Annotated in this window: 24 protein-coding genes; 16 read left to right on the forward strand and 8 right to left on the reverse strand. The window is 37.1% G+C overall.

Translation table 11 applies throughout. The annotated features are described in order from the left end of the window. The first annotated feature begins 17 nt into the window (after window positions 1-17). The 9 genes from AADH04_RS13140 to AADH04_RS13180 all read left to right on the forward strand — a co-directional run bounded on the left by AADH04_RS13140 (window position 18) and on the right by AADH04_RS13180 (window position 11,770). Complete coding sequence (locus AADH04_RS13140; RefSeq protein ID WP_434777727.1) at window positions 18-1,655, forward strand: lactate permease LctP family transporter; 1,638 nt, start codon at window positions 18-20, stop codon at window positions 1,653-1,655. A 240-nt stretch (window positions 1,656-1,895) separates the two neighbouring features. Further along, window positions 1,896-3,023, forward strand: coding sequence for a glutamine-hydrolyzing carbamoyl-phosphate synthase small subunit (gene carA, locus AADH04_RS13145; protein ID WP_434777728.1), 1,128 nt, complete (start codon window positions 1,896-1,898; stop codon window positions 3,021-3,023). A 48-nt stretch (window positions 3,024-3,071) separates the two neighbouring features. Further along, the gene (gene leuE, locus AADH04_RS13150; RefSeq protein WP_434777729.1) at window positions 3,072-3,719 is read left to right on the forward strand and encodes a leucine efflux protein LeuE; all 648 of its coding nucleotides are present in this window, start codon (window positions 3,072-3,074) and stop codon (window positions 3,717-3,719) included. A 43-nt stretch (window positions 3,720-3,762) separates the two neighbouring features. Next, a complete protein-coding gene (gene carB, locus AADH04_RS13155; RefSeq protein WP_434777730.1) occupies window positions 3,763-6,966 on the forward strand; it encodes a carbamoyl-phosphate synthase large subunit in 3,204 nt (1,067 codons plus the stop codon). A gap of 268 nt (window positions 6,967-7,234) precedes the next feature. Continuing rightward, entirely contained in the window at window positions 7,235-8,194 is a 960-nt protein-coding gene (locus AADH04_RS13160) for an acetyl-CoA carboxylase carboxyltransferase subunit alpha (RefSeq protein ID WP_434777731.1), read from the forward strand. Beyond that, window positions 8,172-9,506 carry a tRNA lysidine(34) synthetase TilS gene (tilS, locus tag AADH04_RS13165; protein WP_434777732.1) on the forward strand — a complete coding sequence of 445 codons (1,335 nt, stop codon included), beginning with the start codon at window positions 8,172-8,174 and terminating at the stop codon, window positions 9,504-9,506. The genes AADH04_RS13160 and tilS overlap by 23 nt, the downstream gene beginning before the upstream one ends. Window positions 9,507-9,593: 87 nt before the next feature. Further along, entirely contained in the window at window positions 9,594-10,196 is a 603-nt protein-coding gene (gene rpoE / locus AADH04_RS13170; protein WP_434777733.1) for an RNA polymerase sigma factor RpoE, read from the forward strand. After that, window positions 10,190-10,756, forward strand: coding sequence for an RseA family anti-sigma factor (locus tag AADH04_RS13175; RefSeq protein WP_434777734.1), 567 nt, complete (start codon window positions 10,190-10,192; stop codon window positions 10,754-10,756). The genes rpoE and AADH04_RS13175 overlap by 7 nt, the downstream gene beginning before the upstream one ends. 39 nt (window positions 10,757-10,795) lie before the next feature. Further along, the gene (locus AADH04_RS13180; RefSeq protein WP_434777735.1) at window positions 10,796-11,770 is read left to right on the forward strand and encodes a MucB/RseB C-terminal domain-containing protein; all 975 of its coding nucleotides are present in this window, start codon (window positions 10,796-10,798) and stop codon (window positions 11,768-11,770) included. A gap of 70 nt (window positions 11,771-11,840) precedes the next feature. On the opposite strand, the gene AADH04_RS13185 is transcribed toward AADH04_RS13180, so the two are convergent. From AADH04_RS13185 to AADH04_RS13205, 5 genes are all read right to left on the reverse strand, one after another. Beyond that, window positions 11,841-12,920, reverse strand: coding sequence for a sulfate/molybdate ABC transporter ATP-binding protein (locus AADH04_RS13185; protein ID WP_434777736.1), 1,080 nt, complete (start codon window positions 12,918-12,920; stop codon window positions 11,841-11,843). Further along, window positions 12,910-13,833, reverse strand: a complete 924-nt coding sequence (cysW, locus tag AADH04_RS13190) for a sulfate ABC transporter permease subunit CysW (protein WP_434777737.1) — start codon at window positions 13,831-13,833, stop codon at window positions 12,910-12,912. The genes AADH04_RS13185 and cysW overlap by 11 nt, the downstream gene beginning before the upstream one ends. Beyond that, window positions 13,833-14,696, reverse strand: a complete 864-nt coding sequence (gene cysT / locus AADH04_RS13195; RefSeq protein ID WP_434777738.1) for a sulfate ABC transporter permease subunit CysT — start codon at window positions 14,694-14,696, stop codon at window positions 13,833-13,835. The genes cysW and cysT overlap by 1 nt, the downstream gene beginning before the upstream one ends. Before the next feature lie 54 nt (window positions 14,697-14,750). After that, the gene (locus AADH04_RS13200) at window positions 14,751-15,686 is read right to left on the reverse strand and encodes a sulfate ABC transporter substrate-binding protein (RefSeq protein WP_434779851.1); all 936 of its coding nucleotides are present in this window, start codon (window positions 15,684-15,686) and stop codon (window positions 14,751-14,753) included. 93 nt (window positions 15,687-15,779) lie between these two features. After that, window positions 15,780-16,799, reverse strand: a complete 1,020-nt coding sequence (locus tag AADH04_RS13205) for a sulfate ABC transporter substrate-binding protein (protein WP_434777739.1) — start codon at window positions 16,797-16,799, stop codon at window positions 15,780-15,782. A 228-nt stretch (window positions 16,800-17,027) separates the two neighbouring features. Between AADH04_RS13205 and sat the strand changes: the two genes are divergently transcribed. Together sat and AADH04_RS13215 are read left to right on the forward strand one after the other, a co-directional pair. Then, a complete protein-coding gene (sat, locus tag AADH04_RS13210; protein WP_434777740.1) occupies window positions 17,028-18,185 on the forward strand; it encodes a sulfate adenylyltransferase in 1,158 nt (385 codons plus the stop codon). A 9-nt stretch (window positions 18,186-18,194) separates the two neighbouring features. After that, window positions 18,195-18,812 carry a phosphoadenosine phosphosulfate reductase family protein gene (locus AADH04_RS13215; RefSeq protein WP_434777741.1) on the forward strand — a complete coding sequence of 206 codons (618 nt, stop codon included), beginning with the start codon at window positions 18,195-18,197 and terminating at the stop codon, window positions 18,810-18,812. A gap of 42 nt (window positions 18,813-18,854) precedes the next feature. On the opposite strand, the gene AADH04_RS13220 is transcribed toward AADH04_RS13215, so the two are convergent. The 3 genes from AADH04_RS13220 to AADH04_RS13230 form a co-directional block, all read right to left on the reverse strand. Next, window positions 18,855-20,846 carry a prolyl oligopeptidase family serine peptidase gene (locus AADH04_RS13220; RefSeq protein ID WP_434777742.1) on the reverse strand — a complete coding sequence of 664 codons (1,992 nt, stop codon included), beginning with the start codon at window positions 20,844-20,846 and terminating at the stop codon, window positions 18,855-18,857. 8 nt (window positions 20,847-20,854) lie between these two features. Continuing rightward, window positions 20,855-21,916 (reverse strand): transaldolase, encoded by a 1,062-nt coding sequence (tal, locus tag AADH04_RS13225; protein WP_434777743.1) that lies wholly within the window; start codon window positions 21,914-21,916, stop codon window positions 20,855-20,857. 170 nt (window positions 21,917-22,086) lie between these two features. After that, complete coding sequence (locus AADH04_RS13230; protein WP_434777744.1) at window positions 22,087-22,401, reverse strand: hypothetical protein; 315 nt, start codon at window positions 22,399-22,401, stop codon at window positions 22,087-22,089. A 254-nt stretch (window positions 22,402-22,655) separates the two neighbouring features. Between AADH04_RS13230 and AADH04_RS13235 the strand changes: the two genes are divergently transcribed. The 5 genes from AADH04_RS13235 (at window position 22,656) to rlmN (ending at window position 26,560) form a co-directional block, all read left to right on the forward strand. Then, window positions 22,656-23,204, forward strand: a complete 549-nt coding sequence (locus AADH04_RS13235; RefSeq protein WP_434777745.1) for a cob(I)yrinic acid a,c-diamide adenosyltransferase — start codon at window positions 22,656-22,658, stop codon at window positions 23,202-23,204. Window positions 23,205-23,211: 7 nt separating this feature from the next. Continuing rightward, window positions 23,212-23,751: a thermonuclease family protein gene (locus AADH04_RS13240; protein ID WP_434777746.1), complete on the forward strand. Its 540-nt coding sequence runs from the start codon at window positions 23,212-23,214 to the stop codon at window positions 23,749-23,751. Window positions 23,752-23,775: 24 nt separating this feature from the next. Next, the gene (gene zapE / locus AADH04_RS13245; protein WP_434777747.1) at window positions 23,776-24,921 is read left to right on the forward strand and encodes a cell division protein ZapE; all 1,146 of its coding nucleotides are present in this window, start codon (window positions 23,776-23,778) and stop codon (window positions 24,919-24,921) included. A gap of 95 nt (window positions 24,922-25,016) precedes the next feature. Beyond that, window positions 25,017-25,442, forward strand: a complete 426-nt coding sequence (gene ndk, locus AADH04_RS13250; RefSeq protein ID WP_434777748.1) for a nucleoside-diphosphate kinase — start codon at window positions 25,017-25,019, stop codon at window positions 25,440-25,442. A 17-nt stretch (window positions 25,443-25,459) separates the two neighbouring features. Beyond that, window positions 25,460-26,560, forward strand: coding sequence for a 23S rRNA (adenine(2503)-C(2))-methyltransferase RlmN (rlmN, locus tag AADH04_RS13255; protein ID WP_434777749.1), 1,101 nt, complete (start codon window positions 25,460-25,462; stop codon window positions 26,558-26,560). Window positions 26,561-26,580: the final 20 nt, after the last annotated feature.

The raw sequence follows: 26,580 nt of genomic DNA on the forward strand, positions 1-26,580 counted from the left end.
CATCTAGGAGAAATTTAATGTGGAGTCAAATCTATATGCCTATTGCAGGTAACCTTTGGTTGTCTGCACTTGTTGCCGTAATGCCTATTGTTTTTTTCTTTGTTGCTTTAGCTAAGTTTCGTTTAAAAGGGCATGTTGCAGGAGCCGGTGCTTTATTGATGGCTTTGATTATTGCTATTTTGGTTTATAAAATGCCTGTAAAAATGGCTTTTATGTCTGCGCTTCATGGGTTTTTCTATGGTTTATGGCCGATTGCATGGATTATCGTGACTGCTGTATTTTTATATAAAATTACCGTTAAAACAGGCCAATTTGATATTATTCGTGCATCTGTTTTATCTGTTACAGAAGATCAAAGATTGCAAATTTTACTGGTCGGTTTTGCTTTTGGTGCTTTTTTAGAAGGCGCTGCTGGTTTTGGTGCGCCTGTTGCCATTACTGCTGCTTTATTGGTTGGGCTGGGGTTTAATCCACTTTATGCGGCAGGTTTATGTTTGATTGCCAATACAGCCCCTGTGGCATTCGGTGCAATGGGGGTACCCATCATTGTTGGCGGGCAGGTTTCCGGTTTAGATCCTTATCATATTGGACAGGTTGCAGGCAGACAATTGCCCATTTTATCCATGATCGTACCATTTTGGTTGGTTGCTATGATGGATGGTTTGCGAGGTGTTCGTCAAACTTGGCCTGCTTGTTTGGTTGTTGGGGTGAGTTTTGCGACAACTCAGTTTTTAACAGCTAATTTTATTGGCCCTGAGTTACCCGATATCACTTCTGCATTAGTCAGTTTAGTTTGTTTGTCTGCTTTTTTAAAATTTTGGCAACCTAAAGAGATTTTTACCTTTGCTGGTATGAAAAAGGCAAATAAGCACGTTTTAAAATCAGAATACTCATTAGGACAAATTATAAAAGCGTGGTCTCCTTTTATTATTTTGACTGTATTGGTCAGTATATGGACATTTAAAGGTGTAAAAGAAGTACTGGATTTGGCAACATTAAAGATTATGGTGCCTAATATTCATGAAATGATTATGAAAACAGCACCAATTGCTGACGATAAAACCTATCCAATTATTTATAAATTTAATGTATTAAGTGCAGTTGGTACAGCAATTTTATTATCTGCCATTTTATCGCTTTTTATATTGAAAATGAATATTTCAGAGGCCTTGAAAACATTTGTGCTCACTGTCAATGAATTAAAAATTCCCATCCTTTCTATTGGTGTGGTTTTAGCTTTTGCTTTTGTCGCCAATGATTCAGGCATTTCGTCTACTTTAGCATTGGGATTGGCTGCAACAGGTGGGGCATTTCCATTTTTCTCACCTTTTTTGGGATGGTTGGGTGTTTTTCTGACAGGCTCAGATACATCGTCTAATGCACTATTTGGTTCTTTACAAAGTAATACAGCAAATCAAATCGGTGTTTCTCCTGAGTTATTGGTTGCGGCCAATACAACTGGTGGGGTAACAGGTAAAATGATTTCTCCTCAGTCTATTTCGGTTGCTTGTGCTGCAGTTGGATTGGTTGGAAAAGAGTCAGATTTATTTCGCTTTACCGTAAAACACAGTTTAATTTTTTGTACGTTTGTTGGCGTGATCACTGTTTTGCAAGCATATGTGTTGCCTTGGACATTGGTCTTTTTCCATAAATAAATTTGTTTAATAGCCAGATTAGAAAATAATCTGGCTATTTTTTGCGCAGGCTAAGCAAGATGTTTACTTTTGTCGTATATTTATAAAGTTATTTGATGCCAGTAAACAAATAATATTAATCGGATAAAAAACAAAAATACTGATTCTGATTTGACAGTTTTTATGTTAGAATCAGAAGGTTTGAATCCGTTTTTTTATTTTGTTTTGTGAGCGATAATAAAAGCATAAAAAGGAGGCTGTATGACCGTCCCTGCAATTTTAGTTTTGGCTGACGGCAGTGTTTTTAAAGGTACATCAATTGGTTATGAAGGTGTATGTACTGGCGAAGTGGTATTTAATACAGCCATGACTGGCTATCAAGAAATTCTTACTGATCCTTCTTATACAAAACAACTGGTTACATTAACTTACCCACATATAGGTAATACCGGCGTTAATTCAGAAGATACTGAATCCAACGCCGTTTTTGCATCTGGGTTGATTATTCGTGATTTACCTTTAACATTCAGCAATTTTCGTAGTAATCAAAGCTTATCTGAGTATTTGATTAAAAATAATACAGTTGCTATTGCAGATATTGATACACGTCGTTTGACACGTATCTTACGTAATAAAGGTGCGCAAGCTGGCTGTATTATGGCTGGTCAAATAGATGAGCAAAAAGCTTTAGCGTTAGCCAAAAGTTTTGGTTCTATGGCAGGTCAGGATTTGGCTAAGGTGGTTAGTTGTAAAGAACCATATGCTTGGCAAATTGGGCAATGGCGTCTAGGACAAGGTTACTCATTAAAACTAGAACCCCAATATCATGTTGTGGCTTATGATTTTGGAGTGAAACACAATATTTTAAGAATGTTAGCTGAAAGAGGGTGCAAATTGACTGTTGTGCCTGCTCAGACATCTGCTGAAGAGGTATTAAGTCTAAAACCTGATGGTGTCTTTTTATCAAATGGACCTGGTGATCCAGAGCCATGTGATTATGCAATTAAGAGTATTAAAACATTGTTGGCAACAAAAATTCCTTTATTTGGTATTTGTTTGGGGCATCAGTTATTAGGGCTAGCCGTTGGTGCACAGACCAGAAAAATGAAGTTTGGGCATCATGGGGCAAACCATCCTGTTAAAGATTTACGTACAAATCAAGTGATGATTACCAGCCAAAACCATGGCTTTGAAGTAGATGAAAATAGCTTGCCTGATTATGTGAAGATCACTCATCGTTCTTTGTTTGATCATTCTGTTCAAGGAATTGAGTTAACCAATCAAGCTGCATTTTCCTTTCAAGGACATCCAGAAGCCAGCCCCGGTCCACATGATGTTGCTTATTTGTTTGACCAATTTGTTGTGGCAATGAAAACACATAAAGGTTGATTTTTAATCAATCAAATTTAAATTAGAATTTGGGAAAGGTTGGGTTGTGTGTTTGGGATCACCAATATTTATGCCTATGTTTTAGGTGTGGTTGCGGTTATTTTATTGCCCGGGCCCAATTCAATTTTTTGTTTAACGATAGCCGTAAAACAAGGCGTAAAAGATGGCTATAAGGTTGCATTAAGTATATTGGTCGGCGATGGTATATTGATTTTATGTTCAGTTGTTGGAGCCGCTTCCATTCTTAAAAGTATGCCGTCTTTGTTTATTTTGTTGAAATGTTTAGGGGCGCTATATTTAGGTTATTTAGGCATTAATATGATTTTAGCCGCACTTAGGCGCTACTTTAAACCTAAAAGTATTACGGTTGATGTAACTGAAACATCAGTTTATGTGAAGAAGCCTTTTTTTAAAGGTCTATCCATTAGCCTGATGAATCCAAAAGCCATTTTGTTTTTTTTGTCCTTTTTTGTTACCTTCGTGGATCCTTCCTATCCACATCCTGTTGTGACATTTTTGATTTTAGCGTTGATTTTACAAACATGTAGTTTTTGCTATTTGAGTGTATTGATTTTTTTAGGAAGAAAATTGGTTCGATGGTTTGGGCAACATCAAAAAGTATCCGATATTGCCACAGCATGTGTAGGGTGTTTATTTATAGGGTTTGGTGCCACATTATTGTTTGCTACCTTATAACAGTAATTATTCAGTTCAATTTATTAAGATTAATGAGAAGAAAATGCCAAAACGTACAGATTTGAAATCCATATTGATTATTGGTGCAGGGCCTATTGTGATCGGTCAGGCATGCGAGTTTGATTATTCAGGTGCACAAGCATGTAAAGCTTTGCGAGAAGAAGGTTATCGAGTCATCTTAGTCAATTCAAATCCAGCTACCATTATGACTGACCCAGAAATGGCAGATGTTACTTATATAGAACCTATTCGCTGGCAAACAGTGGCTAAAATCATTGCAAAAGAAAAACCAGATGCCATTTTACCCACAATGGGCGGGCAAACTGCTTTAAATTGTGCTTTAGATTTAGCCAGAAATGGCGTGCTAGAAGAACATGGTGTTGAGTTGATTGGTGCCACGGAAGATGCGATTGATAAAGCAGAGGATCGTGGTCGTTTTAAAGAAGCGATGGCAAAAATTGGCCTTAATTGCCCTCAATCAGTTGTTGTTCATAGCATGGATGAGGCATTGGTTGCTCAGGCACAGATTGGTTTCCCCACGTTAATTCGTCCTTCTTTTACTATGGGCGGCTCTGGTGGGGGTATTGCATATAATAAAGATGAATTTTTGGCTATTTGTGAACGTGGGTTTGACGCTTCTCCAACGCATGAACTGTTGATTGAGCAATCCGTATTGGGTTGGAAAGAGTATGAAATGGAAGTGGTTCGCGATAGAGCGGATAACGCCATTATTATTTGTTCCATTGAAAATTTTGATCCTATGGGGGTTCATACAGGGGACTCTATTACTGTCGCGCCAGCTCAAACACTAACCGATAAAGAATATCAATTAATGCGTAATGCTTCTTTGGCTGTGTTGCGGGAAATTGGCGTGGATACAGGGGGTTCTAATGTTCAATTTGCCGTTAATCCAGAAAATGGTGAGATGATTGTCATTGAAATGAACCCAAGGGTGAGCCGTTCTTCAGCATTAGCTTCTAAAGCAACGGGTTTCCCTATTGCCAAAGTTGCGGCTAAATTGGCGGTTGGTTTTACTTTAGATGAATTAAAAAATGATATTACTGGTGGCAAAACCCCTGCTTCATTTGAACCATCCATTGATTATGTGGTCACCAAAATTCCACGTTTTGCGTTTGAGAAATTTCCTCAGGCAGATGATCGTTTAACCACTCAAATGAAATCTGTAGGTGAGGTTATGGCGATGGGTAGGACCTTGCAAGAGTCTATGCAAAAAGCTTTACGTGGTTTGGAAACGGGCTTGTGTGGTTTTAACCCTAAAAGTAACCATTTAGAAACGATTCAGCAAGAGCTTTCTAGCCCAGGGCCAGAACGTATTTTATTTGTGGCAGATGCCTTTAGGTGTGGCATGACACAAGAAGAAGTCTTTAACTATTCAAAAATAGACCCATGGTTTTTGGCTCAAGTTGAAGACATTGTTAAAGAAGAACAGAAAGTCCAACAAGGTTCCTTATCCGAGTTAGGGTATGATGATTTACGTCGTTTAAAACGCAAAGGTTTTTCTGACATTAGATTGTCACAGTTATTGAATGTCACTGAAAAAGAAATGCGAGATCATCGTCATCAATTAAATTTACATCCTGTGTATAAACGAGTCGATACTTGTGCAGCAGAATTTGTAACAGATACTGCGTACCTTTATTCAACTTATGAAGAGGAGTGCGAGGCTTTACCATCTAATCAAGAAAAAATCATGATTTTAGGCGGTGGTCCCAACCGTATTGGTCAGGGGATCGAGTTTGACTATTGTTGTGTTCATGCTGCTTTAGCTTTGCGAGACGCAGGTTTTGAAACCATTATGGTCAATTGCAACCCAGAGACAGTGTCGACAGATTTTGATACATCAGATCGCTTGTATTTTGAACCTTTAACCCTAGAAGATGTATTAGAGATTGTTCATATAGAAAAACCTAAAGGGGTAATTGTTCATTATGGTGGTCAAACACCATTGAAATTGGCTAAAGCATTAGAAGCAAATGGTGTGCCTATTATTGGTACAAGCCCAGACAGTATTGATATGGCCGAAGACAGAGAGCGTTTTCAAGCGTTGTTAAATCAATTAGGTTTACAACAACCCCCAAATCGTACAGCGCGTACCCCTGAGGATGCTTTACGTTTAGCCGAGGAAATTGGCTATCCTTTGGTTGTTCGTCCTTCTTATGTGTTGGGGGGGCGAGCAATGGAAATTGTGCATGAATCATCAGATTTAGAGCGTTATATGAGGGAAGCTGTACAAGTTTCTCATGATAGCCCTGTTTTATTAGATCACTTTTTAAATAATGCGATTGAAGTAGATGTTGACTGTTTAAGTGATGGAGAACAGGTCATTCTTGGTGGCATTATGCAACATATTGAGCAGGCTGGTATTCATAGTGGGGACTCTGCTTGTTCTTTACCACCATATTCCTTAACGCAAACTGAACAAGATGAAATTCGTCGGCAAACTGTTGCTATGGCTAAAGCCTTAAAAGTTGTTGGTTTAATGAATGTGCAGTTTGCGTTACAAGAAGATAAGCTTTATGTGTTAGAGGTGAATCCTCGTGCTTCTCGCACGGCACCCTTTGTCAGTAAAGCAACTGGACGCCCTTTAGCTAAAATAGGTGCTTTGTGTATGGCGGGTATTGGTTTGGCTGAGCAAGGGGTTACAGCTGAGCTGACACCTTCTTATTATTCTGTAAAAGAGGCTGTTTTCCCATTTATTAAATTCCCTGGTGTGGATACTATTTTAGGGCCAGAAATGCGCTCTACTGGTGAAGTAATGGGCGTTGGTAATAGTTTTGCAGAAGCATTTTTAAAAGCCGAGTTAGGTGCTGGAGAAAACTTACCCAAAATAGGTACTGCATTTTTGTCGGTTAAAAACAGTGATAAACTGCGTGCCGTTAATGTTGCTAAGCAACTTTTAGATTTTGGGTATAAAGTTTATGCTACAAGAGGAACGGTTGCTTTCTTAAAAGAGCATGGTGTTGAAGTAGAAAGCATTAATAAAGTGAAAGAAGGTCGGCCTCATATTGTTGATGCCATTAAAAATGCTGAAATTGATTTGGTGATTAATACTGTAGATGAACGCCGTCAGGCTGTTTTAGATAGTCATTCAATCCGACATAGCGCGTTACAAGCACGGATTCCCGTTTATACTACTTTGTCTGGTGCTGAAGCTGTGTGTGAAGGCATTAAGAGCATTGATCACACTCAAGTGTATTCTTTGCAAGAGTTACATCAGAAAAATTAAATATTAGAGAAAACAAAAAATAGGTTTAAAGCTGTTTGCTGAAACCTATTTTTTATTGATGGCTATTATTAATTTTTTTGAGTAGTTGCTTTAAAAGAGCTCAGTTTTTAAAAAATAAAATAAAATTTAAATAATTATTTTCCCTTTGTTTTTAGTATATTAAACAAAAAATATACTGATACCTATGTTCAGATTATAGGAAAATTGCTGCCAAAAAATGCTGACTCGGGTATCATAAGGGAATTTTTAGCGTTGGGTACCAATACTTATGAAGCAAGTTTATCTAGATTTTGAACAACCCATTGCGGAGCTTGAAAATAAAATAGAAGAGCTGCGTTATGTACAAGGTGATTCGGTTTTAGATATTTCTGAAGAAATTGCTCGGTTACAGAAAAAAAGTCAGGAATTAACAAAATCAGTATTCAGTAAATTGACACCGTGGCAGGTCTCTCAAGTGTCTCGTCATGCTTGTCGTCCTTATACTCAAGATTATATAGATAATATTTTTACAGATTTTGAAGAGTTGCATGGTGATCGGCATTATGCTGATGATCATGCCATTATTGGTGGGATCGGCCGTTTTTATGGGCAAAGTGTGGTGGTAATTGGGCATCAAAAAGGCAGAGACACTAAAGAAAAAATTAGACGTAATTTTGGTATGCCAAGGCCAGAAGGTTATCGAAAAGCTTTAAGATTAATGAAGCTTGCTGAAAAATTTAAAATGCCTGTTTTTACTTTTATTGATACACCAGGGGCTTATCCTGGTATTGGTGCAGAAGAAAGAGGGCAATCTGAGGCAATTGGGCGTAATTTATATGAAATGACCAGTTTGAAAGTGCCTGTTATTTGTACCGTAATTGGTGAAGGTGGCTCAGGTGGTGCGCTTGCCATTGCTGTTGGTGATTATGTCAATATGTTGCAATACGCAACCTATTCAGTGATTTCTCCTGAAGGCTGTGCATCTATTTTATGGAAAACAGCAGAAAAAGCATCTGATGCCGCTGAAGCTTTGGGTATCACTGCAGCAAAATCAAAAAGCCTTGGCTTGATTGATCGTGTTATTCCTGAACCTTTAGGCGGTGCTCATCGTGATTATCCAACAATGATGAGTACCATGAAACGTATTTTAAATGAACAACTCAAAGATGTTCAAAGTCAGCATATAGGCCAATTACTCACCAGACGTTTTGATCGTATCATGGCTTATGGCAGCTATTCAGAAAAATGATCATTTAAAAAAAATTGTTAAGACAAACTGGCTATCATTATTTGCTAATCATCAAAAACCAGTGGTTGAAGTTGGGTTAAGTGGTGGTGTAGATTCAGTTGTCTTAACTCATATTTTGTTTTCTTTGGCTGAAGAGTTAAATATTCAGTTGCAGGCTGTTTATGTTCATCATGGTCTAAGTCAATTTGCCGATGAGTGGGCCAATTTTTGCGCACAGTTTTGTGCAAAATTAGGCATTAGACTACACATACAAAAAGTTTTTGTTGATCAAAAAAGCACTTTAGGCGTTGAAGCTGAAGCGAGAAAACAACGTTATCGGGTATATCAACAAAGTAAAGCAAACATTATTGCATTGGCTCATCACCAAGATGATCAAATAGAAACCGTTTTGTTACAGCTATTTCGTGGCGGTGGTGTACATGCATTAGCAGGCATGCCATCCTCTAGGCTTTTGCAAAATAAATCCATTTGGCGACCATTGTTGTCTGTTTCTAAAAAACAATTGGTTGAATATGCAAATCATCATGATTTAAAACATGTTGAAGATGATAGTAATGCTTCATTAATGTATCGTCGTAACTGGGTCCGATCAGAAGTTCTACCATTATTAAGAAATCATGTGGCTGATATTGATCAGCATATTGTAAGAAGCAATTATTTGATGCAACAAAGTAGTCAAATTTTAGATGAGGTCATTGAACAGGATTTGGCGCAAGTTTCAGTAGATGGGTATTTTGATTGTTTAAAATGGGATCTTTTGACTGCTCCAAGAAAAAACTTAGTTTTATTGCATTTTGTTCAGACAGAACAATTGGGTAATCCTTCTCCAGAAAGCTTGATTCATTTTAGTGAGCAATTAAAGGTAACAGATCCATCAACACAGTTATTATGGCAATTACCACACGGGCAAGTTTATGCTTATAAAAAACGTTTATATATTGAAAAAAAGTATTCTCAGCCTATAGAACCTTTATGGATTAATCATATTAAGCCACAAATATTTGAAAATGGTACTTTATTGTGGATTCCTCATCATCAAGGGATCAGTAAAAAGCTAATTGATCAGGGTGTATGGCTTTGTTCAAGAGCCAGTGGTGAGAAAATTCAGTTAAAGGTAGGGCATAAAAAGGTGAAAACCATTTTACAGGAGCAGCATTTTCCGCCTTTTTTGAAAAAATATTGGCCATTGATCTTTAATGCACAAAAAACAGAATGTTTGGCGATTGTGAGTGTTGTTTGTAGACAAGATGAAGCACAAGAAACATATTTTCCTATTTGGGTGGAACTAAAAAGCGAATTTAAGTTCAAATAACGAAAACAAGAAGATAAAGTAAATTGTGTATCATCTGGGTGGTATCTGCTATCATGCAGAGGGATGAAACGCTTGGGGAATAAGAATATGACTGATCGAAATGTCGATCAATTGCTGGTAGAGCGTGCACAACAAGGAGAGCAAAAAGCATTTGAGTTGCTGGTGGTTAAATATCAGCGCCGTTTGGCTCGCTTGCTTAGTCGGTTGATTAAAGATGAAAATGAAGTAGAAGATATTACTCAAGAAACATTTATTAAAGCTTATAGAGCATTACCTTCTTTTCGTGGTGACAGTGCCTTTTATACATGGTTGTATAGAATAGGTATTAATACTGCAAAGAATTATTTGGTGGAAAGGGGCAGAAGGCCGTTTACCTCGTCTATGTATGCAGAAAATGATGAGGGTGATTCAGTCGATATGGTCGCGCAGTTACCTGATGAGCACACACCAGAAACAGAATTGATGGGTAAACAAATTCTTGAGACAGTTGAAAATGCAGTATCTCTATTACCTGAGGACTTAAAAATGGCCATTGTATTAAGAGAGCTTGATGGTTTATCTTATGAAGAGATTGCTGAGGTGATGGAGTGTCCAATTGGTACCGTACGTTCAAGGATTTTTCGTGCGCGTGATGCGATTGCAAAAAATTTACGCCCGCTTTTAGATACTAACGGAGACAGTCGATGGTAGATTTAAACAAGAATACAGATGAATATGTTTCTGCATTGTTTGATGACGCTTTAACTGAGGAAGAAGCTCAGCAGGTTATTGATATTTTGTTGCAGGATGAATCGGCACAAAAGCGTTGGCAACAGGCTGTATTAATTTGCGATACAGTAAAATCAGCAAAGGAGCCTGCATTATCAGGCTTAGATGTGTCTGAATCTGTAATGGCTAAGCTAAACCAACAAGATTTAATGATTGCTGCTCGCGATATTGTCACAAAGGAAGCGTTGCGAGTGAATAAAAACGCTGCCAATCAGATTTTTCGCTTTATTGGTGCTGCAGCAAGTGTCATGTTGGTTTGTACCGCTGTTTGGAATTTTTGGCCTACTGCTTCTGAAATACCAACAGTGGGTGGGGTAGCAATATCTGAGGGTAATATTTCTGCCAGTGGTGAGATACCTGTTGATGCTGTTGTATTGAGAGAAACAGACGAAGAGTTACAGCAACGACAAAAGGAAATTGGTGAGCATTATTTACAAGAGCATCAAGATGCATTATTGACGGTTTTGGATAGTGGCACTTAATTTTATAGAAGATTTATCATTATTTAGCGAATAGGTATCATGTTTTCGAAGTATATTGTGGGTGTACTGGCTGTTTTTTTTGTTCAAGTAGTTTATGCATCAGATTGGGACGAATTAAAACATTTAAATCAATCAGGATCAAAAGAGCATTTTTCAGGTTCTTATATCAGTCAATTAGATGGTAGAGTTGGGAGTTTTAGAATAGACCATGCGCTCTTTGCTGGTATTGAGTTTGATAAAAGGGTGGCCACCAGCGGTTTAGAAAGAGAACTGATTAAAAAAGGCGATACTATTCGTATTTATGCGCAATCTGCACCAGCATTTGAAGCTGCTCGGATTGATCATCTACGGGCTTTTCCATTTGTCTTACCTAAGGATATGACTCATTTGAGTAAGTCTTATAATTTGAAGAACAATGGTTTGGATAGAGTGGCAGGCAGAGAATGCCAAAAGTATATTGTTCAGGCAAAAGATCGTTCAAAGTATAACCAACGTTTGTGTGTCGATAAACAGACAGGTGTGACATTAAGACAAGAAATTTATTTTAATAATAAGCCAATAGAAGTACAGAGTTTTTCTGAAATAACATTTAAATCTATACCAAAAGCAAGGTTTAATGGTAATAAAAAACTTAAATTATGGAATGAACGTGCGATTTCACCCATCAGTATCAGTGGTGGTTACAAAAGTTTAAGTAAGTCATCTGAGCCAATATTAAAAGGTTTGCCAGAAGGTTTTTCGGTGATTGGTGAAAAAGCAGGGAGCAACAGGAAAGATAAAAGCGCTAAACACTATATTTTAACTGATGGTTTAATACAATTGTCCTTATTCGTTGAGCCAGCACAAAATAGTTACTTTTCCGAATTAAGTGGTGGTAAAACCCAAGCTTATAGTTTAAATGGAGCACTATCTATTGCTTCTTTGAATAAAGGTATCTATCGATTAACTATTCTTGGTTTCATGCCTCCTCAAAGTTTGCGCTCAATACTCAATACCGTTTCAACAGTAAAATAAGGTAGATTTTTTAAGTAAATACTTCATTTAAAACCCTTTGTTTGCATATCAAGGGGTTTAGATTTTGTGCCTAAATCACAAAATCAACTAAGTCCTTTTCAACAAACACATTGACTGATTTTGGTTTTAAGTAAATGGTATCTCCTAATATAAAGCGTTCTTTTGAGTATTTCTCCTGACTAATAATGGTTTCAATGGGCTTTTCCTCCCCAGTAACGATGGCTTCTATTCTGACAATTGGGCCTGCTGCGTGTAAATGACAAACTGTTGCAGGAATAAAACCTGTTTGTGCTGTGCTAGACAGTTCAATTTCATGAGGGCGCACATAAGCAATAGCATCTTGGTCTACCCAATTGCCTTCTTGTGGAAAGTCATGAGTATAGTCACTAATCCATAATTTCCCTTTTTCTAAACGGCCATGGAAAACATTAACGTCTCCCAAAAATTGGGTTACAAAGGGTGTTTGTGGATGTTGATAAATATTGGTAGGTGTATCTGCTTGTTCAATATGGCCGTGATTCATCACCACAACACGGTCTGCCACTTCTAGGGCTTCATCTTGATCATGCGTTACAAAAATACTGGTTACATTAATTTCATGATGTAAATTACGTAGCCAACGACGTAAATCTTTTCTAACCTTTGCATCTAAGGCACCAAAAGGTTCATCCAGCAATAATACCTTCGGTTCCACTGCAAGTGAGCGAGCCAATGCAATTCGTTGGCGTTGTCCTCCAGATAATTGGTTGGGGTAAGCTTTTGCTAACCAGTCCAGCTGCACAAGCTTGAGTAAATTCATGACTTTTTCTTGTATCTCTTCTTTACTTTTGCGTTTGGAACGAGGCATAACTTGTAAACCAAAAGCAACATTATCAAAGACATTCATGTGTCGAAAAAGGGCATAATGTTGAAAAACAAAACCAACTCCCCGATCAGAAACATGTTTTTGGGTGACATTATTTTGATCAAATAATATATTGCCTGAATCAGGTTTCTCTAAACCGGCAATGATTCTTAATAGGGTTGTTTTTCCACAGCCACTTGGCCCTAATAAGGCGATTAGCTCGCCATCATGAATATCCAGATTAATATTATTTAAGGCTTGAAATGAGCCAAAGTGTTTATTTAAATTTGATATTTTAATGTTCATGATGGTTTCCTTTTAAGCGAACCCAATTTAAAGTTTGCTCACTTTGATTGAATATTTTTTCTCGTTTTTCTGATTCTTTTTGTTTTTTTTCTTGCCAATAAGTGGCCAGAGTTTGTGCAGCTAAAGTCAGTAAAGCCAATAAGGCCAATAAGGTGGCACAAGCAAAAGCACCAATAAAGTTATACTCGTTATAAAGAATTTCAACATGCAATGGAATGGTGTTGGTTTCACCTCTAATATGACCACTGACCACACTGACCGCGCCAAACTCTCCCATCGCTCGGGCATTGGTTAAAATAATGCCATAAATCAGAGCCCATTTAATATTGGGTAAAGTGACACGCCAAAACATTTGCCAAGCAGATGCACCTAATACTAAGGCTGCTTGCTCTTCATCTGAGCCTTGTGATTGCATCAAAGGAATAAGTTCTCTGGCAATAAAGGGAAAGGTGACAAAAGCCGTTGCTAAAATAATACCTGGTACAGCAAAAATAATTTGAATACCATGATTTTCTAAATATCCACCAATGACACTATTACTGCCAAAAAGAAGCATATACATTAAACCCGCAACAACTGGGGAAACCGAAAAAGGTAAGTCGATAAAGGTGGTCAGAAGCGCTTTACCTTTAAAATCAAAACGGGCAATAACCCAAGCAATAGCAATACCAAAGAAAATATTTAAGGGTAAAATAATAGCAGCCGTGATCAAGGTAAGTTTGATTGCTGCTAGTGCTTCTTCATCAATTAAAGAAGCTGCAAATAAAGCCCAGCCTTCCTTTAAAGCTTCATAAAAAATCGCGATTAAAGGAATGATCAATACAATGAAAATGAAAATGAGCATGATGCCAATGAGCAATGCTCGCACAAAACGTGGTTCTGTATTGGTTTTGTTTTGTTGTATGGACTGCATTATTTGATCCCCAATTTGCGATTTAAATGCCATTGCAATAAATTAATAAAAAACAAAATCACAAATGAAATGACCAACATTAATAAGGCAACGGCAGAAGCGCCGACGGTGTCATATTGGTCAAGTTTAGAGATGATGATTAAGGGCGCAATTTCTGAAACTAATGGAATATTTCCTGCAATAAAAATAACGGAACCAAACTCTCCTGTCGCTCGGGCAAAACCCATGCCAGCACCTGTTAATAGAGCAGGTAATAAAGAAGGAATAATAATTTTTCGAATCACAGTAAAACGGGAGGCTCCTAATGAGCTGGCGGCTTCTTCTAATTCAGGTTCTAACTCAGCTAAAACAGGTTGTAAACTGCGTACAGTAAAGGGAAGGCTGACAAATACTAAGGCAATCCATATCCCTATTGGTTTAAATGCAATTTCAATTCCATCTGGTTGAAAAAATTGCCCAATCATTCCATCGGGGGCAAAAAACTGCCCAATCCAACCATTTGGTGCATAAAGTGTTGCCAAAGCAATCCCTGCTACTGCAGTTGGTAAGGCAAAAGGCAAATCAATCAGTGCATTGATCATGGTTTTACCAAAGAATTGATAACGTACTAAAACCCAAGCAATCAAAAAACCAAATAATGCATTGACTACTGTTGCCCAAAAGGCCATTTTAAAAGAAAGCTTAATTGAAGCAATGACCCGTTCATCACTGATTGTACTGTAAAAATCAGCGAGGCTCATTTCACTCACATTTAGTGCCAACATAACAAATGGCAATAGCACCATTAATGTGAGCCAAGCAACAGACATACCCAGTCCAATATTGAATCCAGGTAAGACTGAGTGAGATTTTAAAAGAGACATAAACACCCATTTCCCATTTGTTTAGAACAGTTTTTTAAAGTAGCTATTTTTATATTATTTTTTGTATATTTGATCGAATACGCCACCATCAGCGAAGTGTTTTTTCATAATATTATCCCAGTTGCCAAATAAACTTTCTGCTCTGAAGGTGTTAATCTTAGGGAATTGTTTACTGTATTTTTGGGCAATTTTGGCATTTTGTGGGCGGAGAAAATTTTTTGCTGCCAACTCTTGCGCAGGTTCACTCCATAGGTATTTCAAATAAGCCTCTGCTGCTTTTTGAGTCCCTTTTTTTGTTACAACTTTATCAACTACTGCAACAGGATTTTCCGCGCTAATAGAAAGTTTAGGATACACTACTTGAAAACTGCCACGACCAAATTCGCGCGCAACCATTTCCGCTTCATTTTCGAAAGTAATCAATACATCGCCCACTTTTCTTTGCATAAAGGTAGTGGTGGCTGCTCTGCCTCCAGCATCAAGTATGGGCACATTATTAAATAGATTTTTTACAAAGGTTTTTGCTTGAGCATCATTGTTTCCATTGGTTTTTAATGCTTGCCCATAAGCAGCTAAATAAGCATAACGACCATTTCCAGATGTTTTAGGGTTGGCAATAATTACCTTGACCCCATTTTTTGTTAAATCTGCCCAATCTTGAATATTTTTAGGGTTCCCTTTTCTTACCAGAAAAACAGTTGTGGATGTGAAGGGAACGGCATTGTTGGGTAAGCGAGAGGCCCAATTTTTAGCGATTAATCCTTTTGTGACCAGAAAATCAATATCACTTGCCTGATTCATGGTGACAACATCTGCCTGTAAACCACCAGAAACAGCCAGAACTTGTTTGCTGGAACCGCCATGGGATTGTTGAATGGCTATTTTTTCTTTATTGTTAGCCTGATAACTTTTGACAAAAAGAGGGTTATAGTCTTTGTAAAAATCACGCATCACATCATATGAAACATTAAGCAGTTTTGTGTCAGCCATAGCTTGGCTTGATAATAAAGCACTACTCAAAGTAAAGGTTATCAGTAATTTCTTGAAGGAAATCATTTTGTTTTCTCCAGTATATAAAAATGGTTATTTGTTTTTTTGTTGATAAATTTGATCAAATAGTGCACCAGTTGCAAAATGTTGTTTGTTTACATTTTCCCAACTACCAAATATTTCAGTCACACCATAAAGTTTGATTTGAGGAAACTGATTTTTATATTTTTGAGCAATTTTTGGGTTATTGGGTCTAAAGTAGTATTTTGCTGCCAGCTCTTGAGCGGGTTCACTCCATAAATAATTTAAGTATTCATGTGCTGCTGAGGTGGTTTTTCTCTTATCTGTCACAGCAGTAACAACAGCAACAGGGGCTTCTGTTCTAAGGCTGATGTTAGGATAGACAACTTCAAATTTACCTTTTCCTAACTGATTAGCCACAACTTTTGCTTCACTTTCTGGTGTAATGAGTACATCACCTAAATTTCGTTGAATGAAACTAATGGTAGCGCCACGGGCACCAGCATCTAAGACAGGAATATGTTGATACAGTGCTTTAACATAGTTTTTTGCCTGTGTTTCGTTGCCACCTTTTTTCTTTAAAGCATTTGTCCATGCTGCTAAATAAGCATAACGTCCATTGCCTGACGTTTTTGGATTAGGGGCAATCACACTGACATTGTTTTTGATTAAATCATCCCAGTCTTTGATATTTTTTGGATTCCCCTTTCTAACTAAGAAAACAGTTGCAGAGCTAAAAGGATTACTTTGATTAGGATATTCACTGACCCAGTTTTTTTTCACTAAATTTTTGCTGAGTAATAAATTAATGTCACTGGCTTGATTCATCGTAACCACATCAGCTTGTAATCCACCTAAAACACTCATTGCCTGTTTACTTGAACCACCATGGGATTGCCGTATAGAAATTGGTTGCTTGGTTTTGGATTGATAGTATTGTTCAAATAGAGGGTTATAAGCTTTATAGAAGTCTCTGGTAACATCATATGAAACATTCATTAGGTTTGTTGTTTGGGCAAAAGCCATAGATGCAGCTAATAAAGATCCTACTAAAATACCACGACTGATTACAGCATGTTTTAGGTTTTTCATGATCATAGCTCTTTTGATATGTGTGTTAATGTATTTGTACTATAGCGATTTTTTTATAGAAAAATAAATAATGATTTTTTGTTTTTAAATAACTATTGGTTATTTTGATTTATATAACAAAATGGAATTTATAATAAATAATTTATTTCTTTTTGGTTTATGTGAAAAGACTATAATTTTTTACTGTTTATTTTGAATACAACATAACATACATAAAGAGAAGAAGACATGTCATTGATATCACCTCATGCAAGCAAACAGTTACATCCACTTCGGGTACCTGATCATTTATTAACTGAACGTATTATTTATGCACAAACATTGCCTTCAATTACATTAAATAGCCGAGAAAATGGTGATTTAATCATGTTGGGGCTGGGGGGCTTTACACCTTTAGAAGGTTTTATGGGACAAAAGGACTGGCAAAATGTTTGCCAGAATATGCATTTACAAAATGGGGTGTTTTGGCCGTTACCCATTACTGTTTCTGTGAGTGAGGTTTTTGCTCAAAGCATTCAGGAGGGGCAAGATGTTGCATTAAAAAGCCCAACTGGGCAGTTGGTTGGTCTTTTAAATATAAGCAGTATTTATCAACCAGATAAAGCTTTTGAGGCTCAAAGTGTTTATGGTACACAAGATATTACTCATCCAGGGGTGGCTGTTTTAATGGGGCAAGGGCCTGTTAATTTAGGGGGTAAAGTTGAGGTATTTGGAGATAATGGGTTTAAGCAGCATTTTGGTCATCATGCTTTAACCCCTCAGCAAACCCGAGACTTATTTTCTGAGCTAGGATGGCAAAAAATAGCTGCTTTCCAAACACGTAATCCAATGCATCGTTCACATGAGTATTTGGTGAAAACAGTACTGGAGCTTTTTGATGGGGTTTTGATCCATTCTCTTTTGGGGCATTTAAAAGAGGGTGATGTCCCTGCCGATATCCGAGTGCAGGCAATTGATGCATTGATTAAAAACTATTTTGTCCCTAATACGGTTGTACATTCTGGTTATCCTTTGGATATGCGTTATGCTGGGCCAAAAGAAGCTTTGTTACATGCTTTATTTCGGCAAAACTATGGTTGTACTCATTTAATTGTTGGACGAGATCATGCAGGGGTTGGTGATTTTTATTCAGCTTTTGCCGCTCAAGAAATTTTTGACAAATTAAATGAAGATGATCTACTCATTAAACCAATCAAAATTGATTGGACTTTTTATTGTCATAGTTGTGGCAGTATGGCATCAACCAAAACTTGTCCACATGATGCCAAACATAGAGAACTTATTTCTGGTACAGAAGTACGTCGTCGTTTAAAAGCAAAAGAAACACTACCTGCAACGTTCAGCCGTCCAGAAGTGGTTGAACAACTATATAAATGGGTTAATTAGGAGAGCGTAATGAATTTAGTATCACTAAATCAAGATTTACAAGGAAAAACACCGGAGCAAATTATTGAATGGGGTATTGGTCAGGGTAAAAGCATGATTAGCACACATTTTGGTCCTTATGAAGCGGTACTGTTACATATGGTGACAAAGCTTAAACCTGATATTGACGTAGTATGGGTAGATAATGGGTTTTCCAGTAATGCAACTTATCGATTTGCCAATCAATTAATTGAACAATTAAAATTAAATGTACATATTTTTGCCCCTAGTCGTACCAGTGCTTATTTAAATATACGCTATGGTGGACTTCCTGAATTAGATACGCCAGAACATGATGAATTTACCCAGTTTTTAAAAATAGAACCCTTTAATCGAGCACTGGCAACATTAAATCCCCATATTTGGTTTACTGCCTTGAGGAAAGAACAGTCTGCTTTGAGGCAAGGTTTAGAGGTTGCCACAGAAGCAGGAGACAATTTAATTAAAGTGTCTCCAATATTAGATTGGACAGAGCAAGATATGCGGGATTATCTTACAAAGCATCATTTACCAAATGAGTTGGATTATTATGATCCCACAAAAGGCCCTCAAGGCAGAGAATGTGGTTTACATAAAGTCAAATTTTAAATAAAAACCATGAAAAAGCTGAATGATCTGAATTCAGCTTTTTTAAAGCATATTAAGGCTTTGATATAAAAAAATAAAAATGATTGCTGACTCATAAGCGGTCTCTTCTTGAGTTTGATTACCTGTATGACCACCATTTTCGCCTATATACAATAAAGCTTGTTGTCCTAGTTCTTTTAATGCGCAATAAAAAGAGATTGCATGAGATGGGTGAACACGGTCATCAGATAAACTGGTGGTCAGTAAAATAGGGGGATATTGAATACCTGATTGTAATTGATGCAGGGGGGATAGCTCAGCTAAAGCTTCGTATTCTTCTGGGTTGTTTGGATCCCCATATTCGGCAATCCAACTCATTCCTGCTGCAAGTTTATGGTAATGCAGCATATCCGTTAAAGGATTTTCACATACAACGGCAGCCATTTTTTCTGGTGAGCGAACGAATGCGCTGGCAACAAGTAAGCCGCCATTACTGCCTCCTTGTAAAGCTATTTTTTCAGGAGTACTTTTTTTTGTGTCAACCAGATGGTCAACAACAGCTAATAAGTCATCAATGCTTTTGAATTTATTTGTTTTTTGTGCAGCTTGATGCCAATCTGGCCCATATTCACCACCACCTCGTACATTGGCAACAACAAAAGAGCCTCCTTTTTGTAACCAGTATTGACCAAATATACCTAGGTAATTTGGCAATTCTGGCATGTTAAATCCACCATAAACATAAATTAATGTGGGTGTTTGAGGCGTGGCTGTACTTCCGATCCAAAAGTAAGGAATACTTGTCCCATCTTTACTTTGGGCAAAATATTGCTCTGTTTTAAAAGAAGATGCATCAAAGGCTTTAGGTGCTTTTCTAATAATGCTGATTTCGTTATGGTTTAGATCAAGTGCGAATAATGTGATAGGGGTCAGAAAATCATTATAGGCAAGATACAGCAAATTACCTCCCCAAGGCTGATCAATAATTTCTAATGTGCCCTGTGGTAAAGAAGGTAGGGGATGTTCGTGCCATATATGATCAGACCAATGCCATGCTTTTAGCTGGCTTTTAACTTGAGCAAGAAAATGCAATATAATGAAATGACGGGTCGTTTCAATACATTCTATTGCTTGAGTTTGTGTTGGTTCAAATAGTAAATGTGCGTTGCCTAATACACCTTTGTGAAGGCAAACGGCTAATAAACTGCCTGATAGATAGGTTTGCTTGTTTCGTTGCCAAATACCATGAGTATGAATGATCAATTGGCCATATAAAAAACCAACAATTTCACAATGTTCAGGCAAAATTAAGGGGATTATTTGTGCCTCATCTGTGATGAGATGGTATTTTTTATGAAAAAAATTTAGAGATTCTTCAATTAAATCAATAGGGCTACCTTGTGCATCTAAATAACGCCAAGCATCAACCATGGTATTGGTTTGCGCTGTTTTAAAGATTGGCGTAGCCTCTTCAAAATTTTGCCCTCGGTATAATAACCATACTTCAGAAGCATAGCCCGCATCAGTTACTTGTCTTTGATCCCATGCAGGGCAAACCCATACGCTGTCTTCATCTTTCCATGAAATTTGGCTTTTCCCTAAAGGAAAATGAAAGCCATTTTCGACAATTTTACCTGTTGATAAATCAAATTCAAGAGTAAATGCACCATCTTGCCCATTTGGGCTTAAGCTCAATAATACCTTACTTGGGTTAAGTGTATAATGGTTAACACCCGTTAAATACACATCTTCTGCTAAAATTGCATCAAAATCAGCCACTGAAAATAAAATTTGCCAATCAGGTATACCTGCCCTGTATGAAGGGGCTAAAGAGACTCTATATACCCCTTTAGGGTAGCGCTCATCTTGAAAGAAGTGATACATTTTGCCATTGTGTTCTTCACAAAAGGCTATATTTTTATCATCTCGTAAATAGTTTACAATTCCTTGCTGAACTTCTATAAAGCGTTTATCTGTTTGTAAGTTATCTTGAATAGTTGTTTTAGCATGTGCAATTTGTGCTTCAATTTTGCTGTCAAAAAAAATGTCCGTCATATTGATGTTTATCTTAGCAATTCCAGTAATTGTTTAAAGGCAGTATTAAATTGTTCTAATCCATCTTTTTGTAATTGTTCTGCCAATTGTTCTAAATCAATTCCTAGTTTTTGTACTTCGTCCAGAATTTGATATGCATCAGGGATGCCTTCAATTAATGATATTTTAGCTGTTCCATGATCTAAAAACGCTTGTAAGGTTTTTTCTGGAACAGTATTGACTGTATGATTGCCAATTAGATTGTCCAGGTACATAACATCAGAATAGTTAGGATTTTTTGTGGTAGTTGATGCCCAAAGCAAAGAAGGCATTTGCGCACCAAGGCTATTTAGTTGTGCAAATACAGGCTGGCTACAAAAAGCCATCCAGTCCTGATAAGCTACTTTGGCCAAAGAAATGGCAGTTCTACCTTGAATATGAATAGGTAATTGTTGATCTAAAGCATGATCAATTCGTGATAAAAAGAAACTGGCGACCAGTTTGATCGTATTGATTTTACCACCATTTTCCTGACGAATTTTTAAGCCAGTACAATAAGCATGATAAACCGCCAATGTTTGTTTGCGTGAAAAAAGCAAGGTTACATTAACATTAATCCCCAAAGAAATAAGCTCAGTAATGGCTATGATACCTGCTGCTGTAGCGGGAACTTTAATCATGGCATTGGGACGATTGATTTTTTGCCATAATCTCTTCGCTTCTAAAACAGTTCCTTCTGGATCATGGGATAATTTAGGGCTCACTTCTAAACTGACAAAGCCAGCATTTGCACCACTTTGTTCATAAATAGGTAAAAGTAAATCGCACGCTTGGATAATATCCGCAATGGCCAAGTGTTCATACCGCTCTTTGGCACTTAGATTTTGTTTTTTTAGCCAATGTACATCATCTTTATATAAAGTATCATTATGAATGGATTGATAAAAAATAGTTGGGTTTGAGGTGACACCACTGACACCCAAATCTAAGTATTGTGCTAAAGTGCCCCTCTCAATTAAAGAGCGAGATAGGCTGTCAAGCCAAATTTGTTGGCCAAATGATTTGAGTTCTTTTAAGTTTGAGTTTGCCATATTTTGATTACTTTATAGAGTCAAAAACATTGAGTAAGAATATTGGGGTTAATATAACTGATTCACCCTGTTGATAAAAGAGTAAGCAGATTATTTTTGATTAAATATTTATTCAAGATGAAAAAAGAAGACCTAAAAAGATCTTCTTTTTTCATTATGTACGTCATTTTTTATTTTGCTTGGGTTATAGGAGATGCTTCTAAACCTGTGCTTTTAGCACAGCTGTTCAGTACATTTTCTATGGTTTTTTGATGTTGCTGAATTTCAGTGTCTGTAAGGTCATCTTTACCTGCAAGCAATTTGTTTAATTTAGGAATGGTACATTCACAATAACTTTTTGCCTGGGTTGTCGTAATGCTTTGCCCAGATGTGTTGGCCGCTTTTTGTGCCAGAATTTCATTTGTACAGTCTTGTACAGTAGGTGCTGCAAAAGCAACAGAAGTGAAGGTAAGGGCAATTAAAGCAAATAAATTATATTTTTTCATAATTAAGATCTCATTTCTTCAAAGTAGTTTGGTTTGTTATCAAAAAACAAAAGGGTTAGGGTTGTATAATAAAAAAACCGTGTGCAAATCTTAAATTTTAGGACTCCTATTAACGACAAAAGTTTATCATAAATACCAAAAATTAAGTAAAATGCTTATTTTTAAAGGATTTTAAATGAAAAATTATTTTCCTAATGGTTTAAAATAGATTTAAAGTGGTTATAATGATCACAAATGATGAAAGGATATAAATTATGGGGTATCGGTTATCAAAAATTATTACCAAAACTGGTGATAAAGGTACAACTGGTTTGGGAGATGGTTCTCGTGTCAGTAAAACTGCCGCACGTGTTGAGGCTATGGGTGATATCGATGAACTTAATGCGAGTATAGGCATGTTAATTTTATCTGTTCCTGATTCTGGGATTGTTGAAAAATTGAGTGAAATTCAGCATGATTTATTTGATGTGGGCTCACAATTAGCCGTTCCTGGATATGAGCCTATTAGCTCAAAAACGATTGAACAACTGGAAGAGTGGGTAGGCCAACTACATGAGCAAATTGAACCATTAAAAGAGTTTATTTTACCAGGTGGTTGTCAGGCTGCCGCATATTGCCATTTATCCCGTGCCATTTGTCGCCGTGCAGAAAGACGAGTTGTTGCAACACAGGAATTAGAGGTTCTGGCTTTACCTTTACAATATCTAAATCGGTTGTCCGATGTTTTGTTTATTTTAGCTCGAGTTTTAAATAAGCAAGCCAAAGTGAGCGATGTATTGTGGCAAAAAAATCGAGGGAAATAATGCGCTGATGCAAAAATACCCATACTATCTAAGTCATTTTTTTGTATTTTTTGTTTGTTTATTTAGTCTTTTTTTTCTGGTGCAGTGTCGTGGTATTGAGCCTAGTGGAAATATTGTTAAGGTCGTTTTTGTGATCGATGGCGACACTGTGACTGTATTGACCCAAGAACAACAAAAAATCAAAGTAAGAATGGCTTATATTGATGCGCCAGAACAAAAACAGGCTTTTGGACAAAAGAGCAAACAGTTTCTGAATCATAAGCTTTATGGTAAAGAGGTTCAGTTAGAAACATTTGGGCAAGATCGTTATGGACGCACACTGGCTAGGGTTTGGTCGGAATCAGAAGATATAAATTTAACCATGATCCAAGAAGGGTTGGCTTGGCATTATCAGCAATATGCAAAAGACAAACAAAATCAGGAAAGTTATCTTCGTTATGAGCGAGCACAAGAACAGGCCGAAAGATTAAAAATAGGCTTATGGCAGGAAAAATATCCTACTGCACCTTGGGTTTTTAGAAGTAAAGAGTCAAAATCAAAAAAATAAATAAAGATTGTTTTAGGAATTTGTATGACGCAAAACACATCGCAACAAACATTTGTTCCCCCTCCATATGAAGGGCATAGCCCTTTGAGTTGGTATCAGTTAGCCAGTGAGCGGCCACAATTTATTCAAGATGATGCACAACAAAATGCCATTAGAATTTTAGATGAGCTATGGCAAAATCTTGTGTATTTCAAAACGAAAAGAAAACGTATTTTAGGCAAAAATTTTTTTCAACCAGCATTACCAAAGGGATTGTTTTTATGGGGCGGTGTGGGTAGGGGTAAAAGTTTTTTAATGGATACCTTTTTTGCTACCTTACCTTATAAAAGGAAAAGAAGAGTTCATTTTCATGCATTTATGGCAGAGGTTCATGAGCGCTTAAAAACATTAAAACATCAGGAAAACCCATTGGATATTGTGGCAAAGAATATTGCCAAAGAAACAAGAGTACTGTGTTTTGATGAATTTCACGTGAGTGATATTGCAGATGCCATGATTTTAGGGCGTTTATTGGATGGGTTATTTAAATATGGTGTTGTGTTGATTGCAACATCGAACTATGCACCAAAGGATCTTTATCCTGGTGGTTTAAAGCGAGACCAATTTATACCGACCATTAAATTGTTAGAAGAGAAACTCGATGTTATTCAAATGGATGGTGGGCAAGATCATCGCCATAGAACACTGGTTAATGCGGGCGTATTTTTTATTCCAAATGATGCAAATAGCCATGAAAAAATGCATCAGCTTTTTGAATCAATAACGCAAGGTCAAATACCAAGACCAGGCCAAATGGTGATTTTAGATAGACCAGTACATTTTTTGGGGGAGGCAGGGCAAACGATTTGGTTTGATTTTAAAGATTTATGTCTTGGGCCTCGTTCTCAGGCAGATTATCTTTATTTAGCTGAGCGATACGATACCGTGTTTTTATCGAACATTGTCCAATTAACAGCAACAGAGCGTAATGAGGCTCGTCGTTTCACTTGGCTTGTTGATGTGTTCTATGATTATAGGGTTAAATTGATAGCCAGTAGTGCTGTCAATGTGGATGAAGTTTATATTCAAGGTGATTTTTCGCAAGAATTTTTTAGGACTGCTAGCCGTTTAACTGAAATGCAATCAGAGCAGTATTTGGATTTACCCCATTTAAAACTTAAGCCTGATTGATTAATTTTCTTTTTAAATGAACAAAATACTAGGGTTTTAAAGCAATTCTTGTTAGAATAATGAGTTTAAAGAAAATTGTGATGGAGTTTGTATAAATGGCTGTTGAGTATACCTTATCTATTATTAAACCTGATGCAGTGGCAAAAAATGTTATTGGTAAAATTTATGATCGGTTTGAGTCTAATGGCTTAACTGTTATTGCCGCAAAAATGAAACACTTATCTAAACAAGAAGCTGAAGGTTTCTATGCAGTTCATAAAGACCGTCCTTTTTTCAAAGATTTAGTTGAGTTTATGAGTAGTGGGCCTGTCATGATACAAGTGTTAAAAGGTGAGAATGCTGTTTTGAAAAATCGTGAGCTTATGGGGGCAACAAACCCTAAAGAAGCGGCAATAGGCACGATTCGAGCAGATTTCGCCGCTTCAATAGAAGCCAATGCTGTTCATGGTTCAGATAGTTTAGAAAATGCAGCAATAGAAATAGCTTTCTTTTTTGCGCAAACTGAGTTAGTGCAAAAATAATTAATTATTGAAATGTAATGCGAATAAATTTACTAGATTTTGATTTGGTTCAGTTAACGAAATACTTCTCTTCTATAGAAGAGAAGCCCTTTCGTGCCAAACAAGTTTTAAAATGGATGCACCAAATGGGTGTTAATGATTTTGCACAAATGACTGATTTGGCCAAATCATTGCGTGCAAAGCTGACACAACATGCGCAAATTACTGTACCTGAATTATTGTTAGAAAAAATTTCTCAGGATGGTACGCATAAGTGGTTGCTCAATGTTGGCACAGGAAATGGTATTGAGACGGTTTTTATTCCTGAAACAGATAGAGGAACACTCTGTATTTCCTCTCAAGTAGGGTGTGCTTTGGAATGTACATTTTGTTCTACTGGGCGGCAAGGGTTTAACCGTAATTTAACGACAGCAGAAATCATTGGGCAGTTATGGTGGGCAAATAAAGCATTAGGTGTGACGCCCAAAAATGAACGAGTCATTTCTAATGTGGTGATGATGGGGATGGGGGAACCGTTAGCAAACTATGAAAATGTATTGTCTGCATTAAATATTATGTTGGATGATAATGGTTATGGTTTATCGCGTCGTAGAGTAACTGTATCTACTTCTGGTATGGTGCCTCAAATGGATCGATTAAAAGAAGATTGTCCTGTTGCTTTAGCAGTCTCTTTGCATGCTTCAAATGATACCATTCGGGATAATATTATCCCTTTAAATAAAAAATACCCTCTAAAAGAGCTAATGGCAGCTTGCCAACGTTATTTGGTAAAAGCACCGAGGGATTTTGTAACCTTTGAATATGTTATGTTGCATCAAGTAAATGATGAAGTTACTCATGCAAGGCAACTCGTTGAACTGGTAAAAGAGGTTCCGTGTAAATTTAATTTAATACCTTTTAATCCATTTCCTTCTTCAGGGTATGAGCGTTCAAATTCTGAGCGTATTCGAGCATTTCGTGATATCTTACAAAATGCTGGCTTAGTAGTTACGGTGCGCAAAACCAGAGGCGATGATATTGATGCGGCTTGTGGGCAGTTAGCTGGGCAAGTAAGTGATAAAACTAAGCGCCAAGAAAAATGGATACAAATAGCCCAAAAGGGAGACAGTTGTGCGTAAAATAGGTTTCATTCTTTTTT

Source organism: Neisseria sp. Ec49-e6-T10, assembly GCF_051132615.1.
In the GTDB taxonomy this organism is placed as follows: domain Bacteria; phylum Pseudomonadota; class Gammaproteobacteria; order Burkholderiales; family Neisseriaceae.

Coding starts and splice junctions, on each gene's coding strand:
- AADH04_RS13140 (WP_434777727.1), top strand. CDS start 18: ATGTGGAGTCAAATCTATATGCCTATTGCAGGTAACCTTTGGTTGTCT.
- carA (WP_434777728.1), top strand. CDS start 1,896: ATGACCGTCCCTGCAATTTTAGTTTTGGCTGACGGCAGTGTTTTTAAA.
- carB (WP_434777730.1), top strand. CDS start 3,763: ATGCCAAAACGTACAGATTTGAAATCCATATTGATTATTGGTGCAGGG.
- AADH04_RS13160 (WP_434777731.1), top strand. CDS start 7,235: ATGAAGCAAGTTTATCTAGATTTTGAACAACCCATTGCGGAGCTTGAA.
- tilS (WP_434777732.1), top strand. CDS start 8,172: ATGGCAGCTATTCAGAAAAATGATCATTTAAAAAAAATTGTTAAGACA.
- rpoE (WP_434777733.1), top strand. CDS start 9,594: ATGACTGATCGAAATGTCGATCAATTGCTGGTAGAGCGTGCACAACAA.
- AADH04_RS13175 (WP_434777734.1), top strand. CDS start 10,190: ATGGTAGATTTAAACAAGAATACAGATGAATATGTTTCTGCATTGTTT.
- AADH04_RS13180 (WP_434777735.1), top strand. CDS start 10,796: ATGTTTTCGAAGTATATTGTGGGTGTACTGGCTGTTTTTTTTGTTCAA.
- AADH04_RS13185 (WP_434777736.1), bottom strand. CDS start 12,920: ATGAACATTAAAATATCAAATTTAAATAAACACTTTGGCTCATTTCAA.
- cysW (WP_434777737.1), bottom strand. CDS start 13,833: ATGCAGTCCATACAACAAAACAAAACCAATACAGAACCACGTTTTGTG.
- cysT (WP_434777738.1), bottom strand. CDS start 14,696: ATGTCTCTTTTAAAATCTCACTCAGTCTTACCTGGATTCAATATTGGA.
- AADH04_RS13200 (WP_434779851.1), bottom strand. CDS start 15,686: ATGGCTGACACAAAACTGCTTAATGTTTCATATGATGTGATGCGTGAT.
- AADH04_RS13205 (WP_434777739.1), bottom strand. CDS start 16,799: ATGAAAAACCTAAAACATGCTGTAATCAGTCGTGGTATTTTAGTAGGA.
- sat (WP_434777740.1), top strand. CDS start 17,028: ATGTCATTGATATCACCTCATGCAAGCAAACAGTTACATCCACTTCGG.
- AADH04_RS13215 (WP_434777741.1), top strand. CDS start 18,195: ATGAATTTAGTATCACTAAATCAAGATTTACAAGGAAAAACACCGGAG.
- AADH04_RS13220 (WP_434777742.1), bottom strand. CDS start 20,846: ATGACGGACATTTTTTTTGACAGCAAAATTGAAGCACAAATTGCACAT.
- tal (WP_434777743.1), bottom strand. CDS start 21,916: ATGGCAAACTCAAACTTAAAAGAACTCAAATCATTTGGCCAACAAATT.
- AADH04_RS13230 (WP_434777744.1), bottom strand. CDS start 22,401: ATGAAAAAATATAATTTATTTGCTTTAATTGCCCTTACCTTCACTTCT.
- AADH04_RS13235 (WP_434777745.1), top strand. CDS start 22,656: ATGGGGTATCGGTTATCAAAAATTATTACCAAAACTGGTGATAAAGGT.
- AADH04_RS13240 (WP_434777746.1), top strand. CDS start 23,212: ATGCAAAAATACCCATACTATCTAAGTCATTTTTTTGTATTTTTTGTT.
- zapE (WP_434777747.1), top strand. CDS start 23,776: ATGACGCAAAACACATCGCAACAAACATTTGTTCCCCCTCCATATGAA.
- ndk (WP_434777748.1), top strand. CDS start 25,017: ATGGCTGTTGAGTATACCTTATCTATTATTAAACCTGATGCAGTGGCA.
- rlmN (WP_434777749.1), top strand. CDS start 25,460: ATGCGAATAAATTTACTAGATTTTGATTTGGTTCAGTTAACGAAATAC.